We start from the raw sequence: 14,835 nt of genomic DNA, 5'->3' as shown, positions 1-14,835 counted from the left end.
GGAGGACGACATGGACCGCGTCCTCGTTGCGGACAAACTCGCCCCGGAGGGGATGGCCATCCTCGAGGCGGCCGCCGCCGCCGGCCAGTTGCAGGTCGACGAGCGCGTCGGGATGAAGCCCGACGAGCTCTGCCGCGCCGTCGGCGACTATCAGGCGCTGATCGTGCGCAGCGCCAGCACGGTCACCAAGGACGTCGTCGAGGCGGCGCCGCATCTGCGGGTCATCGGCCGCGCCGGCATCGGCGTCGACAACATCGACGTCGACGCGGCGACCCGGCGCGGCATCGCGGTGATGAACACGCCCGGCGGCAACAACGTCACCACCGCCGAGCACGCGATCAGCATGCTGCTGTCGCTGGCCCGCTCGATCCCGCAGGCCACCGCCTCCATGAAGGCGGGCAAGTGGGAGAAGTCGAAATTCACCGGCTCCGAGATCTCCAACAAGACGCTCGGCATCGTCGGCATCGGCAACATCGGCCGCCTGGTGGCCGAGCGCGCCCAGGGCCTGAAGATGAAGGTGATCGCCTACGATCCGTTCATCACCGAGGCCAAGGCGCGCGAGATGGGCATCGAGCTGGTAACCCTGGACGGCTTGCTGCAGCGCGCCGATTTCGTCTCCATCCACACGCCGCTGCTGCCCGAGACGCGCAACCTCGTCGACGCGGCGGCGCTGGCGAAGATGAAGCCGACGGCGCGGCTCATCAACTGCGCCCGCGGCGGCATCGTCGACGAGCTGGCGCTGGCGGACGCGCTGCGCAACAAGAAGCTCGCCGGCGCGGCGCTCGACGTCTTCGAGCAGGAGCCGGTGCCGGCGGATCATCCGCTGCTGCAACTCGACAACGTCATCTGCACGCCGCATCTCGGCGCCGCCACCGCCGAGGCGCAGGTCGCCGTGTCGGTCGCCGTCGCCGAGCAGGTCGTCGACTTCCTGGTGCACAACGTCACGCGCTGCGCGGTCAACATGCCGTCGATCAGCGCCGAGCAGATGGACGTGCTGCGGCCCTACCTGATGCTCGGCGAGCGACTGGGCAGCCTGCAGGCGCAACTGCTCGAGGAGGCGCCAACGGAGGTCACGGTCGAGTATGCCGGCGAGGTGGCGGCGCACGACGTGCAACCGGTGACCATCGCCGTGTTGAAGGGGTTGCTCGGCCGGCTGCTCGAAACCAGCGTCGTCAACTTCGTGAACGCCCGCGAGCTGGCCCGCGAGCGCGGCATCAAGATCGTCGAGGCCAAGACGTCGCAGCCGAAGGGCTTCACCAACTCGCTGACCGTGCGGGTGACAACGGCGCAGAAGACCAGCGAGGTCGGCGGCGCGGTGTTCGGGCGCGAGGTGATTCGTCTCGTCCGCATCAACGGCTACTATCTCGAGGCGGTGCCCGAGGGCTTCATCCTGATGCTCAACAACCGCGACGTGCCGGGCGTCGTCGGCAACGTCGGCATGCTGCTCGGCGAGGCGAAGATCAACATCGCCGGCCTGCAACTCGGCCGCGAGAACGTCGGTGGCATGGCGCTGTCGCTGGTGCACGTCGACGAGCGCATTCCGGCGCCGGTCATGGAGAAGCTACGGCAGTTGCCGAACATCGTGTCGGCCGACCTGCTGGAGCTCTGAGCCGCGCGCTCGGGACACGGGGAGCGAGATGCCAGCGGTCGTGGGCGTCGGCGTGCAGTGGGGCGACGAGGGCAAGGGTAAGGTCGTCGACATCCTCGCCGAGCACGCCGACATCGTCGTCCGCTACCAGGGGGGCAACAACGCCGGCCACACCCTGGTGGTGGGCGACCAGAAGACCGTGCTGCACCAGGTTCCCTCCGGCGTCCTGCACGACGGCAAGGTCTGTGTCATTGGCAACGGCGTCGTCGTCGATCCGGTGGCGCTGCTGGAAGAGGTCGATGCGCTGCGGGCGCGCGGCTACCTGCAGGACGCGGCGCTGCTGAAGATCAGCGACCGCGCCCACATGATCATGCCCTACCACCGCGCCATCGATCAGGCGCGCGAGCGGCTGCGCGGCGAGGGGCGCATCGGCACCACCGGGCGCGGCATCGGTCCGACGTACGAGGACAAGATGGCGCGCATCGGCCTGCGGTTCGCCGACTTCCTCGACGAGGAGACGTTCGCCGATGCGCTGCGCGCCGTGCTCGAGGAGAAGAACACCTACCTGCGCACCATGCTGAACGAGCAGGCGCTCGACTTCGCCCGCATCTCGGAGCAGTACCGCCGCCTCCGCGAGCGCCTGGCGCCGCACGTCATCGATGCCAGCGTCTTCCTCGATCGCGCCCTCGCCGCCGGCCGCCGCGTGCTCTTCGAGGGCGCGCAGGGCACGATGCTCGACGTCGATCACGGCACCTATCCGTACGTCACCTCCTCGAACACCATCAGCGCCGCCGCCTGCACCGGCGGCGGCATCGCGCCCAGCCGCATCTCCAGCGTCGTCGGCATCACCAAGGCCTACACCACCCGCGTCGGCAGCGGGCCGTTCCCGACCGAGCTGCTCGACGACCTCGGCCAGAAGCTGCAGCACGACGGCGAGGAGTTCGGCGCCACCACTGGCCGGCCGCGACGCTGCGGGTGGTTCGACGCGGTGGTCGCCCGTCACGCGGTGCGGCTCAATGGTTTGAACGGTCTGGCCGTGACCAAGCTCGACGTCCTGACCGGCCTGAAGACGGTGCGCGTCTGCGTCGGCTACGAGCTCGACGGCCGCCGCATCGACGAGGTGCCGGCGAGCATCGCCGCCTTCAACGCCGTCCGCCCGCTCTACGAGGAGTTCCCCGGCTGGGACGAGACGCTCTCGCGCGCCCGCTCGCTGGACGACCTGCCGTCCACGGTGCGCCGCTACCTCACCGCGATCGAGGAGCTGACCGGCACGCCGATCTTCATGGTGTCGGTCGGCGCCCGCCGCCAGGACACCATCATCCTGCGCAACGCCTTCAACGCGTGACGCCGGCGCGGCCGCGCCGGATCCGTCCACGCCGCGGTGCGCGCGCGGACGTCGATATCACCGGGCGCCGCCGGCGCCCTCCCGTCGGGGCTCGCGGCGCGGCCGCAACAGCAGGAAGAAGGGCAGGCCGCACAGGCCGGTTGCCAGCACCACCGCGCTGGTGAGCAGCCCGATGCCGATCGCCGGCGCGGCGCCGACGTCGCTTCCGGACAACGCGTACCAGTATCCCGCTTCGCGCAGGCCGATGCCGTTGAAGGTGAACGGCAAGGTGCTGCCGAAGTTGAGGAGCGGCGCCACCACCCAGAAGAAGGTCCACGGCAGTGCCAGGCCGAGCGCGCGCGACACCGCCATCTGGCCGCTGATCTGCAGCAGGTGCGTGACCGCGGCGCTGGCGAGCGAAGCGGCGAGCAGCCGCCGGTCGTGCCAGTATGGCGCCAGCTCGCGCCCGATGAGGAAGCGCCAGCGATTCTCCGGCGGCAGCAGCCGCGCCGCCAGGCGCGGGCCGAACAGCCAGGCGGCGAGCGTCAGCGGCACCGCCAGCGCGGCGAGGGCGCGGACCGCCGTCGGGATCGGCAGCGAGCGCACGCTGACGATGCCGAGCGCGGCCACCCACACCAGCGCCAGGAAGCCGGTGGCGCGGTGCGCGATCACCGTGGTGAGCGCCAGGGCGCGGCGCCGGCCTTCGGCCAGGTACAGGGTGCGGCCGACGTCGCCGGTGACCGTGCCCGGTGCGAACAGGTTCATGTAGAGACCGCTGAAGTAGTAGGCCGTCACCCGCCCCGGCGGGACGTCGAAGCCGACCGCGCGCGTCAGCAGCCACCAGCGAGCGCCGCTGATCGCTTGGCTGCCGAGGAAGCAGAGCAGCGCCAGCGCGAGCCACGCCGGATCGGCCTTCGCCACTTCCGCTCGCATGTCGCTGGCGTCGCTGGCGAGCAGCAGCCCGCCCAACAGCGCCGCGCTGAGGATCAGCTTGAAGACGCGCGACTGCAGCGCGGCGCGCAGCCGCGGCCAGCGCCTCACCACCCAGCAGCCTTGCCGCCCTTGCGCGGGTCGGAGGCGCCGTCGAGCGTGCCGTCCGGCGCCCGCAGCACGAGCTGCACCGACGCCCAGGGCGGCGCGCTCCGCCCGGGCGGCGTTTCCGGGACGACGACGCGATGGCCGAGGCGGCCGAGCAGGCGCCGCGTGCCCGCGTCGATGCCCGCCTCGGCCAACAGCACCGGTGGCATCCACTGATGGTGGATGCGCGGGGCGCTGACCGCCTGCAGCGCGTCCTGGCCGAAGACCAGCGCATTGAGCAGCGCCTGCAGCGTGCCGGTGATGATCAACGGTCCGCCCGAGCCGCCGGCCACCGCCGCGACCTCGCCACGGCGCGTGACGATGGTCGGCGACATGCTGCTCAACGGCCGCTTGCCCGGTGCGATCGCATTCGCCTGCGAGCCGACGAGGCCGAAGACGTTGGGCTTTCCCGGCTGGGCCGAGAAGTCGTCCATGGTGTCATTGAGAATGATGCCGGTGTCGCCGGCGACCACCAGCGAGCCGAAGGCGGTGTTGATGCTGGTGGTGCAGGCGACGGCGTTACCGCGCTCGTCGACCACCGAGAGATGCGAGGTGCCGTGGTCGTCCGGCGTGACCCGGGTGCCGTACCAGTCGGGTGAGAAGGAGGTCGGCGCGCTGATGCGAGCCCGCTGCGCGCGTCCCCGCGCCGGCGCGGTGAGCGCCGCCAGCGGCACGCGCACGGCGTCGGGATCGCCGTAGAAGTCGGCGCGGTCGGCGAAGGCGAACTGCAGCGCCTCAGCCAGCAGGTGCAGGTAGGTGGCGGAGCCCTGCTCGAGGGCGCGCAGGTCGTCGCGGCGCATGATGTTGAGCGCCTCGATCATCACGCCGCCGCCCGAGCTCGGGGGGGGCATGCCGTACACCGTGTAGCCGTCGAAGGGTGCCGACACCGGCCGTCGCCACCGGGGCCGGTACGCCGCCAGATCGCGTCGCGTCAGGACGCCGCCGGCCGCCTGCACCGCGTCGGCGATCGCGGTCGCGATCGCGCCGTCGTAGAAGGCGCGCGGCCCGTCCGCCGCGATGGTCTCCAGGGTGGCGGCCAGTTGCGGTTGACGCAGCGTCTCGCCGGCCTGCAGCGGCGTGCCGTCGGGATGGAGGAGCAGGGCGGCGAGGTCCGGGCGGGCGCGGATCAGCTCGACGTTGCGGGCGATCGAATCGGCGAGATGGGTCTCCACCGCGAAGCCGTCGCGCGCCAAGCCGATCGCCGGCGCGGCGACCTGGGCGAACGACCGGCTGCCGTAGCGTCGCAGCGCCGCGAACAGACCGGCGATCTCGCCCGGCGTCGCCACCGCGAGGCCCCCGTGCAGGCTGAGCTCCGGCACCGCGACGCCGTCGCGCACGAACATATCGCGGCTGGCGGCGGCGGGCGCCGTCTCGCGATAGTCGAGCGCCATCACCCGCCGCGTCGCCTGGTCGTAGATGAGCATGAATCCGCCGCCGCCGATGCCGCACGAGGTCGGATTGGTCACTCCGACCGCCAGCGAGGTGGCGACCGCCGCGTCGACCGCGTTGCCGCCCGCCTGCAGGATCTGCAGCCCCGCCTGCGAGGCGAGCTGGTGCTCGGCGGCGACCATGCCGTGGGTGCCGGTGAGAGCGCTGGCCGGCAGGGCGACGGCAAGAGCCAGGACGAGGGCGCTGATCGCGGGGGGGAGGCGCTGCGGTGGCGTGCGCGCGCGCCGGCGCGCGGCAGCCGGGCACGGCGGTCGGCCACCGCACGTCCCCGCTCGCACCTCGGCTCGTCCACAGGTCAGCACTTCCGTCTCCCGCCGCGCCTCCTCCTAGACGGGCGTGGAATGAGCCGCAAGCGCGCGTTCCGTCACCCGGACCCGTGTGGTAGAGTGCGCCGATCGTGACCACGCGCGCGCAATCGGCATCGCTCCCGCCGGAGGAGTTCGGGGAGAAGGAGTTCTACCTCGACGAATTCCACGCCCATACGCTGTGCATCGCCACGACCTTGCGCGATTGCGAACGCAGCGGCGGCTTCGAGTCGCTCGGCCGCGTGCTGCGCGAGTTGATCGCCAACGAGACGCGCGTGATCGTGCTGCTCGGTGTCGCCGCCGGGCGCGACCTGCCGACCGAGCTGCGGCGCGTCCGCCGCCGGTTGCAGCGCTGGGTGCTGGGCGACGACGCGGCCCGCCGCTTCCCGCTGGTGCGCGGCCGGCGCAGCGCGGCGGAATCCTTCGTCGATCTCGCCGCCGCCGGCGGCGAGATCGACGCCGAGCTCTCCGCCGTCTGGCTGACGCTGCGCAAACGGCCGCTCATGGTGGCGCTGCTCGACGCGGCGCGGTTGGTCGATACGGCGCAGCGGCTGGCCGGCCGCCTGCGGGTGCACAAGCTGGTCATCGCGCAGCCCGAGGGCGGCATCCGCGCCCCGGACGGTACCCAGCTCTCCTTCATGGACGATGACGTGCTCACCACCGTCCTGCAGCCCGGCCAGGCCGAATGGGCGGGACTGGCGGCGCGCCGCGCCACGCTGGATGCCGTCCGCGCCGCGCTCCGCGCCGGCGTGCGTTCGGTCAACCTGTGCTCGCTCGATCTGCTGGCACGCGAGCTCTACACCTACGAGGGGTCGGGAACGCTCTTCACCCTCGAGGATTACTGCCGCATCGAGCGGCTGGGCATCGACGACTTCGAGGAGGTCGAACGCCTCATCGCCCGTGGCCAGCGCGAGGGCTACCTGAAGCCGCGCTCGGCGACGGAGGTGGCGCGCATCCTGCTCAACGGCTTCGGCGCCGAGATCGGGTCGCATCACTTCGCCGGCGTCTGCGGTCTGGAGACGGCGGCCTTCGCGCCCGAGCCGGTCGGCGAGATCGTGGGCCTGTACACCATCACCCGCTTCAAGGGGGAAGGCGCGGGCACGCGGCTGCTGGCTCGCGTCGTCGAGGAGGCGCAGGCGATCGGACTGCGCTACGTCTTCGCCTGCACGCTCGATCCGCGCGCCGAGGCGTTCTTCGCCCGCCAGGGCTTCCGCCGCGTCACGCCCGACGAGGTCCCGGCGGCGAAGTGGGTCGGCTACGACCGCCAGCGGCGGGCCCGCATTCGCGTCCTGCGCCGCGACCTGGAGTAGCCCGTGCTGCGCCGCGCCGGGACGATCGGAATGGTCATCGCCGCGATCGGCGTGGCGGTGCTGATCGGCTTCGGCGCGGTGGCGATCGAGGGCAGCGGCGACTTCAGCAAGGCCCGGCTCCTGCGCGAACGCAATCCCGGCAACGCGATGTACGATCTCCAGTTCTTCGTCGCCACCTCGCAGCTCGCCTTCCTCGCCAGCGGTGCCGTTGCCGGCGGTCTGCTGGCGCTCAACGGCCTGACGCTGATGTTGGTCGGTCGCCTGGCGCGCGAGCGGGGCCCGCGGTGAAGGTCACCGGCGTCGACCACATCGGTATCCTGGTGACCGATCTCGAAGCCGCTCTGCGCTTCTACACCGACACCTGCGGCCTCACCGCCGGGCCGATCGAGACGCGCGAGCAGCCGCCGATCCGCCGCTGCTGCCTGCGCGCCGGCGAGGTGGAGCTCGAGCTGATCGAGGCGCGCGATCCGGACCAGACCATGATGCGCCTGCTGCCGCACCGCGCGCCGGGCGTCTACCACATCGGACTGCGCGTCGACGACGTCGAGACCGCCGCCGCCGAGCTCGCCGCTCGCGGCGTGCCGCTGGCCGATCAATTGCGCGAGGGCGGCGACATGCGGATCCAGTACCTCCACCCCGACGCCGCCCAGGGCACGATGATCGAGCTCGTGACCCGCAAGCGGTCGTAGCACCTCGACCAGCGCGCGCGGCGGCGTCCGCGCGCGCCGGGAGGTTCGCGGCGGTTGACCTTCGCCCCCTATTCGCCTAGAAGCCGACCAGGCGAACAGGAGGCGAACATGCGCGGCGCCCTCGGCGAATCCTGGACGATGGAAGACACCATCGCGATCCCACTGCTCGGCGAGGTGGCGGCGGGGCGGCCGATCGAGATGTTCTCGGTCGAGGAGACGCTCGATGTCCCGGAGTCGATGTGGCAGGGCCGCAAGGTCTTCGCGCTGCGGGTGCGCGGGCAGTCGATGATCGACGCCGGCATCCACGATGGCGACTACCTGATCGTCGAGCCGGCGGAGACCGCCGCCGACGGGCGCACCGTGGTTGCCGAGGTCGACGGCCAGGTGACGGTGAAGAAGCTGTTCCGCGCCCCGGGCGGCCAGGTGCGGTTGCAGCCGGCCAATCCGGAGATGCTGCCGCTGATCATCGGCGGCGACCAGGTGCGGGTCCGCGGCCTGGTCGTCGGCGTGCTGCGCAAGTTCGGCTTTCGGCCGCCGGCGACTCGGCGGCGCGAGCCGCGGTCGGCGGGCGCGCCGCGGCCGACCGCGACGCCGCGCCCAGCGCGGCGGGCGGTCCCGGATGGCGAGACGCTCGACCTCTCGCTCAACGCGATCGACGCGCAGCTCGAGCGCTGGCGCATCGTCAGCGAGCGCCAGCCGGCGCGCGGCGCGCGCGAGCGGGCGCAGTTGGCGCAGCTCGGGCGCGACCTGCAGGCGCTGCGCGAGTGGTATGCGCGCACCACCAAGCCGGTGCTGCGCCGCGCGCTGCTGGCCGACGCGAACCGCATCATTCGCCGCATGCAGCGCCACGCCGCGCAGAGCGGTCTGGCGGCCATCGAGGAGCTCCCACAGGGCTGAGCCACGGCCCACCCACCACCCCCGACCCGCTCCTCCCCGAGCGGGTCGGGGCCCGCGCCGCCGCGCTGACGGGGCCGGCGCATACGCGCCGGAGGCGCTTCATTCCGTGACGGGGGGCGATCTTGTTTGGGCCGCGTCCGATCGCGTAGGGTCCACGCGCATGGCTCGACTCGACGGACAGATCGCACTGGTCACCGGCGGATCTCGCGGCATCGGGCGCGGCATCGCCATCGAACTGGCGCGCGAGGGCGCCGACGTGGCGGTGAACTACCGCCGCGATGAGGACGCGGCGCGCGAGACGGTGGCGGCGATCGAGCGCCTGGGCCGGCGCGCCGTCGCCGTGCAGGCGGACGTCGCGGACTGGCCGGCGGTCGAGGGCATGGTGGCGCGCACCCTGGAGGCCTTCGGCGGGCTCGACATCGTGGTCGCCAACTCCGGCGTCGCCTCGCGCACGCAGACCGTGTGGGACATGGACATCGACCACTGGCACAAGGTGATCGGCGTCGACCTGCACGGCGCCTTCTACACCTGCCGGGCGACGGCGAAACGGCTGGTCGATCAGCGGCGCGGCAGCATCATCCTGGTGTCCTCGATCGGCGCCGACGTCTGCGCGCCGCTCGGCGCGCCATATTACGTCGCCAAGGCCGGGGTGAACGCCCTGACCAAGACCCTCGCCAAGGAATGCGCGCCCGCCGGCGTGCGGGTGAACTGCATCGCCCCGGGCCTCATCGAGACGGACATGGGCACGCGGATGATGAAGGCGTACGGCGACGCGATCCTCAGCGGCATCCCGCTCGGCCGGCCGGGCCGGCCGGAGGACATCGGCCGCGCCGCGGTCTACCTCGCCAGTGATGACGCCGCTTTCGTCACCGGCAAGATCCTGCGCGTCGACGGCGGCGCGTGGATGTGAGGGCACGCGGGGAGCGATGCAACGCGAGCTGACCGTCCGCAGCGCTCAGCAGTGCCAGGTCATCGACCTGACCGCCGACGTGGCGCGTGTCGTCGCCGAGAGCGGCGCCGCCGAGGCCCTCTGCCACGTCTACGTGCCGCACGCGACGGCGGCGATCGTCGTCAACGAGAACGACGATCCGAACCTGTGCCTCGACCTGCTCGACGCGCTGGCCCAGCAGGTGCCCGAGGGCGCGTGGCGCCACGATCGCATCGACCGCAACGGCGCCGCGCACATCAAGGCCGCGATCCTGGGTCCCGGTGAAACCATTCCCGTGTGCAACGCGCGCCTGCAGTTGGGGACGTGGCAGGCGATCATGCTGGTCGATCTCGACGGTCCGCGCCAACGGCGCGTGATCGTGACCGTGCGCTGAGTCGGCTCCGGCTCCCGGCGGAGCCGATCGCTCGCGCGCCGGGGCGCCGGGAGATCGCCCGCCGCTCTCCTACCGCGCGTTGCCGCTCTCGGTCGGGTCGTAGTCCACGCGCACCACCTCCGAGCTGCCGCCCCCGAAGGCATTGCCGTCGGCGAACACCACCCGCCCGACGCCCTTGTAGTAGAACGACGTGCGTCGCGCGTCGTTGCCGAAGTAGAAGGGGATCCAGACCTTGCCGGTGGAATAGCTGTTCTCGTCGGTCGGCGGACCGAGGATGTCCTTCACCTGCTTCTTGGTCATGCCGATCTTGACCTCGGCCAGCTTGCTGCCCGCCGGCGCAGCCGCCGCGGCCGGTGCCGGCGCCTGAGCGCTGCGCGAGGAGCAGCCGACGAGCCCGGCCAGCAGGATCGACGCGACGATGAGTCCGATTGCGCGCTGCATTGCGTTCCCCTCCAGGGTTGGTGAGCGCCGCTGCTTATCCTACGCGCCGCGCGAGTCAAGCCGCCCGTGGCGGGCGGTGACGGCGCGGGCAGCCGATCGCGGGGCACGGCGAGAGGCGCCCGAAGAGGACGACTCCCTCTTCCGGAGAGGACGACGGCGCCCCGCCCGACGCGGCGGCTCAGCGTGGCCCGGCGAGGAGGGCCGGCTGCTCGTCGATGCTCGCCGACTGAACGCCGATCGTCCCGGCGTCGCCGTTGGCGGCGACCGCGAACTCGAGGAACATCAGGGTGCCGTGCTGGCGACCCATGGCCTCGCCGCTGGCGAGGGCGACGCGGAGCGTGCCCGGCGCCGGGGCGTAGGAGGTGACGATCGCGCCGTTCGCCGGCCGGCGCAGGCGCGCGGCGCTCGGCGTCAAGCGCGCCGGGTCGTAGGAGACCTGCAGGTCGAGCGCGTTGAACGGGGCGCCGCTGCGCACGTGGACCGGCACCCGGGCGACGCCGTCGCGGACCGCGGGGCGGCCGACGCGCACCGTCGCGGCGTTCCGCCCGCTGCGCACGGCCAGCGATGCCGTCATGCTGCTCTGCCAGTTGCCGGTGCAGTCGCCGAACAGGACGGCGCGGAAGTTCTGCTGGTTGGTCTCGGCGAGCAGATCCTGGAGCATGATCTTGCCGCCCTGGCAGACGCCGCCGCCGACCAGCGGATTGATCACCGCCTGCGACTGCGGCGGGTCGGGGTCGGGGATGAACATCCAGTCGCCGCCGCAGGTGGTGGCGACCGGCAGGCGCGGCATCGCGCCGACGGTGAATTGGAGGATGCGCGCGGCGTCGAGCGCGCTCACCTGGCCGTCGCCGGTGACGTCGCAGGCGAGCTGCTGCGTGTCGTCGAGCTGTCGCAGCCGGGCGATGTGCTGCAGGATGTAGGCGGCGTCGAGCGGTGAGACCGCGTTGCCGAAATCGCGCTGCTTGGCGGCGCCGAGCTCCCAGGTGCCTTCCGGCACGTCGGGGAAGGCATAGTCGCCGGCCATCGAGGTCTCGGTGGCGGTGGCGCCGTCGCCCTCGATGGTCACGGTGACCCCGGGGACCGCCTGCGCCGCGGCGTAGTACTGCACCCGGCCACGGACGCCATGACGCGGCCGCGGCGTGGAGGTCTCCGTCGCCGTCGCGGACGCGGTGGCGGTCGCCGTCGGCGGCGACGTGGAGGTCGGGGTGCGGGTGGCGGTGAAGGTGCGGGTCGCGGTGGCGGTCGCGGCGGGGACGGTCGGCGTCGCGGTGAGCGTCCGGGTCGGCGTCGCCGTCGGCACGGTCGCCGTCGGTGTGCGGGTCCAGGTCGCGGTCGGCGGCGGCGACGTCGGGGTCGGGGTCGCGGTCGGCGGCAGCGGGGTGGAGGTCGGCGCCGGCGACGCCATGCTCGGATAGACGAACAGCAGCGCGTTCAGGTCGTCGCTGCGGAGCGACGCGCAGCGGCCGTCGAAGTGGGCGCTGGCGTACATCGTGGCGGTCACGTCGGTCGCATGGCCGAAGCCGAGGGTGTGACCGAGCTCGTGCGTCGCCACCTCCGACAGGTTGCAGCGGTTCCAGCCGAGGCAGCTCGACCACCCGTTGTTGAAGGAGATCTTGCCGACGCGGATGCGGCGGAAGCTGGTGCCGTTGACCGTCTTGGTCTCGGACGAGGCGCAGAAGCCGCCGACCGCCAGCACGCCGCCGCAGCTCGTCGGATCGCTGATCTCGTTGAACGGATCGTTGAACACGATGCGATTGCCGCCCGTGCAACCGGCGAAGGTCACCGGCGCCGGCAGGGTGCCGCCGTCGGTGAGGATGAGATCGGAGCCGGCGACGTTGGTCCAGGCCCCGAAGGCGTCGTTGACCGCCGCCCGCGAGGTGACCGGCCCCAACCCGACATCGCCGGTGCCGTCGATCTGGTAGCTGATCGGCGTGCCGTCGTCGGGCTCGAACCAGCGCGACGGCGTGCTCAGGTAGGTGAACTCCGCCCGCGGCTCGCTGAGGCGCACCTTGGTGAGCTCGGCCGGAACGAGCCGGACGGCGCGCGGCGCGCGCACGTCCTTCTGCGGCCAGGCGGCCGCCGCATCGCGCAACGCATCGCGCATGGCGTCCAGCGGGTACTCCTCGGGGCCCGGATTCTCCATCAGGCTGCCGGTGCCGGGATCCCACACCGCGGCGCCCTCGCCGAGGGTGCGTTCGGCGGTGGCGGACCCGTCGGCATGATGGGTGATGCTGAACTTGCCCATCGCCATCGCCGTGGTGCGCAGGGCGCCGTCGGCGTCGCTGGAGACGAAGACCAGCACTTCCTCGCCAACCCGGTACTCGGGGCTGCCGTACAGCCATTCGCTGGTCCCACCGGCGCTGCCGCCGGTCTCGCGCAGCACGACCTCGCCGGCCGGCAGGGCGCCATAGAGGATGGCGGTTGGGGCGATGTGAATGTACGTGTGCACGCCGCCCGACGTCCGGTCGAGCGACGACTCGATCGCGCGCACCGTCCCGTGCACCGCGGCGACCGAGCGAGCCGCGAGTTGCGCCTCGTCCAGCATCACGAAGGTGCTGGCGTCGGCGCGCCGCCCGGCGCCGCTCATGACAACCCATACCGCCAGGCTCCAGCTCAACCATCGTGAAGACATCGTGCAAAGCGGTAGAGCGAGCGATGTGCCACTCGCCTCACCTACTGCGCCAAACGCTCGATCGCGCCTCGCGGCAGGAAGGGCCGCGTCAGCAAAATAACGAACGCGGCAAGGTGTCAGTGACGGCGAGCCGGGCCGCCGCGCCGACATGCGCGATGCCACGCCAGCCGCCGCGCCACCGCGCCGGCGGCGTGGCGCGGCAGGCGCGCGGTGGCGCTTACTGGCCGGGGGGCGCGCCGAGCGCGCGCCGCACCGCCTCGACGGCGAGGTCGAGCCAGGACCTCGGCGCTGGCGGCGCCGTCGCGGAGGGGGTCGGCGAGGCGGTCGCCGTGGCGGTCCCCGTCGCGGTGCCGCTGGCCGTGCGGCTCGCGCTCGGCGACGCGGTCGCGGTGCGGGTCGCCGACGCCGACGCGGTTGGCGTGGCGGTGGCGGTCGGCGTGGCAGTGGCCGTGCCGGTGCGCGTCGGCGTCGCCGAGCGGGTCGGCGAGAGGGTGCGCGTCGGCGTCAACGTCCGTGACGGACTCAGGGTGCGGGTGGGCGACAGGGTCGGCGTCGGCGTGCGGGTGACCGTGCCGGTGCGCGTCGGGGTCGTGGTGGACGGCGGCGATGGGGTCGCGGTCGGGGTCTCGGTCGGCGGCGGTGGAATCGGATAGACGGTCTCGATCGCCGCTCTGTCGTCCGGCTCGATGCTGGCGCAGCGGCCGTCGAAGTGCGCCATCGCCGCCATGGTGGCGGTGCCGTCGGCGGAGTGGCCGAGGCCGAGGGTGTGCCCGAGCTCGTGGGTCGCGATCTCGGCCAGGTTGCACGGCGTCCATACCGCGCAGTTGCTCCAGCCGTCGTTGAAGGTGACCTTGCCGGTGACGATGCGCTTGTACCTGGCGCCGCCGACGACCCGGGTCTCGTCGGTGTTGCAGAAGCCGCCGATCGCCAGGGTGCCGCGGCAGTCGCGCGGGTCGTCGAGCTCGCCGAACGGGTCGTTGAAGACGACGCGGTTGGCGTCCGGGCAGCCGGCGAACGACGCCGGCTGATCGTCGCCGGCGTCGAACAGGGTCAACGGCGAGCTCTCCAGGTTCGACCAGGCGGCGAAGCCGGCCTGGACGGCGGTGCGCGAGATCAGCTTGCCCAGGGTGGCGTCGCCGGTGACGTCGATGCGGAATCCGATCGGCAGGCCATCGTCGGGCTCGAACCAGCGCGAGGCCGGCTGCAGCAAGGTGAATTCGGCGCGCGCCTCCAGGCGCAGGCCCGCCATGGCGGGGCGCGGCCGCAGCGCCACCGCCACCGCCGCCGCGTCGCCGGCCGCGGCGCGGATCGCGGTGCGCAGCGCCGCCAGCGGCAGGTCGTCCTTGTCGGCGCCCGCGCGGCCGCCCGGCGGGGCCAGGACGAGCACGTCGCGGCCGAAGTCGCGCCGCACCCGCTGGCCCCCGAAGTCGTCGCGCACCGCGAACTTGCCCATCGCCATGCCGGTGGTGCGCAGGGTGCCGTCGGGGTTGACGGCGAGGAACACCAGCACCCGCTCGCCGACCCGATAGGTGGGGTTGCCGAAGGCCCATTCCTGGCGCGCGCCGACCTGCCCGCCGCGCTCGCGCAGGACCAGCTCGCCGGGCGCGAAGGGGCCGAACAGCGCCTCGTCGACGGCGAGCGTCACGTAGGTCGAGACGCCGCCGTTGGCCTCCGGCGTGGCGGCGATCGCCGTCACCCGACCCCGCACCGCGCCCACCGACGAGGCGACGAGATCGCGGGTGCGCAGCGGCACCACCGTGGTCGCGTCCGCCCGCGCCGACAGGGCCGCGACGGCGAGCAG

13 protein-coding genes are annotated in these 14,835 nt (G+C 72.6%); 8 read left to right on the top strand and 5 right to left on the bottom strand.

What is annotated here, in order from left to right:
* Nucleotides 1-10 precede the first annotated feature (10 nt).
* Nucleotides 11-1,609, top strand: a complete 1,599-nt coding sequence (serA, locus tag KF840_00245; GenBank protein MBX3023320.1) for a phosphoglycerate dehydrogenase — start codon at nucleotides 11-13, stop codon at nucleotides 1,607-1,609.
* Between the two features lie 28 nt (nucleotides 1,610-1,637).
* Nucleotides 1,638-2,933: an adenylosuccinate synthase gene (locus KF840_00240; protein ID MBX3023319.1), complete on the top strand. Its 1,296-nt coding sequence runs from the start codon at nucleotides 1,638-1,640 to the stop codon at nucleotides 2,931-2,933.
* 57 nt (nucleotides 2,934-2,990) lie between these two features.
* On the opposite strand, the gene KF840_00235 is transcribed toward KF840_00240, so the two are convergent.
* Both KF840_00235 and ggt read right to left on the bottom strand, forming a co-directional pair.
* Nucleotides 2,991-3,953, bottom strand: a complete 963-nt coding sequence (locus KF840_00235) for a flippase-like domain-containing protein (protein MBX3023318.1) — start codon at nucleotides 3,951-3,953, stop codon at nucleotides 2,991-2,993.
* On the bottom strand, nucleotides 3,950-5,716 hold the full coding sequence (gene ggt / locus KF840_00230) for a gamma-glutamyltransferase (protein MBX3023317.1): 1,767 nt from the start codon (nucleotides 5,714-5,716) through the stop codon (nucleotides 3,950-3,952). The genes KF840_00235 and ggt overlap by 4 nt, the downstream gene beginning before the upstream one ends.
* Before the next feature lie 119 nt (nucleotides 5,717-5,835).
* Between ggt and KF840_00225 the strand changes: the two genes are divergently transcribed.
* The 6 genes from KF840_00225 to KF840_00200 all read left to right on the top strand — a co-directional run bounded on the left by KF840_00225 (nucleotide 5,836) and on the right by KF840_00200 (nucleotide 9,961).
* A complete protein-coding gene (locus KF840_00225) occupies nucleotides 5,836-7,053 on the top strand; it encodes a GNAT family N-acetyltransferase (protein ID MBX3023316.1) in 1,218 nt (405 codons plus the stop codon).
* A 3-nt stretch (nucleotides 7,054-7,056) separates the two neighbouring features.
* On the top strand, nucleotides 7,057-7,341 hold the full coding sequence (locus KF840_00220; GenBank protein MBX3023315.1) for a hypothetical protein: 285 nt from the start codon (nucleotides 7,057-7,059) through the stop codon (nucleotides 7,339-7,341).
* A complete protein-coding gene (locus tag KF840_00215; GenBank protein MBX3023314.1) occupies nucleotides 7,338-7,742 on the top strand; it encodes a VOC family protein in 405 nt (134 codons plus the stop codon). Before KF840_00220 ends, KF840_00215 begins: the two co-directional genes overlap by 4 nt.
* Before the next feature lie 108 nt (nucleotides 7,743-7,850).
* Entirely contained in the window at nucleotides 7,851-8,639 is a 789-nt protein-coding gene (gene lexA / locus KF840_00210; protein MBX3023313.1) for a transcriptional repressor LexA, read from the top strand.
* A 160-nt stretch (nucleotides 8,640-8,799) separates the two neighbouring features.
* Nucleotides 8,800-9,549: an SDR family oxidoreductase gene (locus KF840_00205; protein ID MBX3023312.1), complete on the top strand. Its 750-nt coding sequence runs from the start codon at nucleotides 8,800-8,802 to the stop codon at nucleotides 9,547-9,549.
* Nucleotides 9,550-9,565: 16 nt separating this feature from the next.
* The gene (locus tag KF840_00200; GenBank protein ID MBX3023311.1) at nucleotides 9,566-9,961 is read left to right on the top strand and encodes a secondary thiamine-phosphate synthase enzyme YjbQ; all 396 of its coding nucleotides are present in this window, start codon (nucleotides 9,566-9,568) and stop codon (nucleotides 9,959-9,961) included.
* 69 nt (nucleotides 9,962-10,030) lie between these two features.
* Here KF840_00200 and bamE read toward each other — a convergent pair whose 3' ends face one another.
* From bamE to KF840_00185, 3 genes are all read right to left on the bottom strand, one after another.
* Nucleotides 10,031-10,402: an outer membrane protein assembly factor BamE gene (gene bamE / locus KF840_00195; GenBank protein MBX3023310.1), complete on the bottom strand. Its 372-nt coding sequence runs from the start codon at nucleotides 10,400-10,402 to the stop codon at nucleotides 10,031-10,033.
* Nucleotides 10,403-10,580: 178 nt separating this feature from the next.
* On the bottom strand, nucleotides 10,581-12,989 hold the full coding sequence (locus KF840_00190; GenBank protein MBX3023309.1) for a matrixin family metalloprotease: 2,409 nt from the start codon (nucleotides 12,987-12,989) through the stop codon (nucleotides 10,581-10,583).
* A 262-nt stretch (nucleotides 12,990-13,251) separates the two neighbouring features.
* A complete protein-coding gene (locus tag KF840_00185; protein MBX3023308.1) occupies nucleotides 13,252-14,787 on the bottom strand; it encodes a matrixin family metalloprotease in 1,536 nt (511 codons plus the stop codon).
* Nucleotides 14,788-14,835: the final 48 nt, after the last annotated feature.

The sequence above is a fragment of the bacterium genome (assembly GCA_019637795.1).
In the GTDB taxonomy this organism is placed as follows: domain Bacteria; phylum Desulfobacterota; class Binatia; order HRBIN30; family CADEER01; genus JAHBUY01.
Note: the sequence above shows the minus strand (reverse complement) of the source record. Positions and strands in the feature narration are given on the sequence as shown.

Excerpts from the sequence above, each read along its gene's own strand:
- serA (MBX3023320.1), top strand. The coding sequence starts at position 11 with ATGGACCGCGTCCTCGTTGCGGACAAACTCGCCCCGGAGGGGATGGCC.
- KF840_00240 (MBX3023319.1), top strand. The coding sequence starts at position 1,638 with ATGCCAGCGGTCGTGGGCGTCGGCGTGCAGTGGGGCGACGAGGGCAAG.
- lexA (MBX3023313.1), top strand. The coding sequence starts at position 7,851 with ATGCGCGGCGCCCTCGGCGAATCCTGGACGATGGAAGACACCATCGCG.
- KF840_00205 (MBX3023312.1), top strand. The coding sequence starts at position 8,800 with ATGGCTCGACTCGACGGACAGATCGCACTGGTCACCGGCGGATCTCGC.
- KF840_00200 (MBX3023311.1), top strand. The coding sequence starts at position 9,566 with ATGCAACGCGAGCTGACCGTCCGCAGCGCTCAGCAGTGCCAGGTCATC.
- bamE (MBX3023310.1), bottom strand. The coding sequence starts at position 10,402 with ATGCAGCGCGCAATCGGACTCATCGTCGCGTCGATCCTGCTGGCCGGG.
- KF840_00190 (MBX3023309.1), bottom strand. The coding sequence starts at position 12,989 with ATGAGCGGCGCCGGGCGGCGCGCCGACGCCAGCACCTTCGTGATGCTG.